1 pseudogene is annotated in these 706 nt (G+C 35.8%); it reads left to right on the forward strand.

Annotated elements, in window-relative coordinates:
• A pseudogene (locus OYV_RS04205) lies at nt 1–688 on the forward strand (class 1b ribonucleoside-diphosphate reductase subunit alpha); the annotation flags it as partial.
• Nucleotides 689–706 lie beyond the last annotated feature (18 nt).

The following is a 706-nucleotide window of genomic DNA, read 5'->3' on the forward strand; positions in this document are numbered from 1 at the left end:
CGGTTTTTTAGCTCAAAATTACATTGCTTTTGGAAGTGAAGAAAACAAAGATTTAATTGATGTTTTTTTCAATGCCGTTAATTTTTACAGCCTTCTTCATTCTTGCAATAAAGCTAAAACCACAGGTAAAAAGTTTTATCGTTTTGAACAATCCAAATACGCTGATGGTAGTTATTTTGACAATCGCGGTGAAATTTTACCCAAAACTGCCAAAATCAAAAAAATGTTCCAAAACATAACCTTGCCCACGCAAAAAGATTGGCACCAACTCAAACAAGATGTTATGCAATTTGGGCTCTACAATTCTCATCGCCTCGCAGTGGCTCCAAACGGCTCAATTGGATACATTATGGGAGCAACTCCTTCTTTGACTCCTGTAAAACAATTAGTAGAGGAACGCACCTATGGCAACTCCAAAACTTACTGTCCAATGCCTGCCTTAAAACAAACTTCCTTTATGTACACCACTGCTTATAAAATGAACAAATACGACCTCATTGATGTTATTGCCATTGCCCAAAAGCACGTTGATCAAGGTATTTCGTTTGAACTTGGTATTACATCTGATATTACTACGCGTGAATTACAAAAATACTATCTTTATGCTCATCATAAAAAGATAAAAACCCTTTATTACACACGAACCCAAAAGCTAAAAATTGATGAATGTGAGGCTTGTGGTGTTTAAAAACACCCTATAAAACCG

Origin of the sequence: 'Chrysanthemum coronarium' phytoplasma (assembly GCF_000744065.1) — a bacterium.
In the GTDB taxonomy this organism is placed as follows: domain Bacteria; phylum Bacillota_I; class Bacilli_A; order Acholeplasmatales; family Acholeplasmataceae; genus Phytoplasma; species Phytoplasma asteris.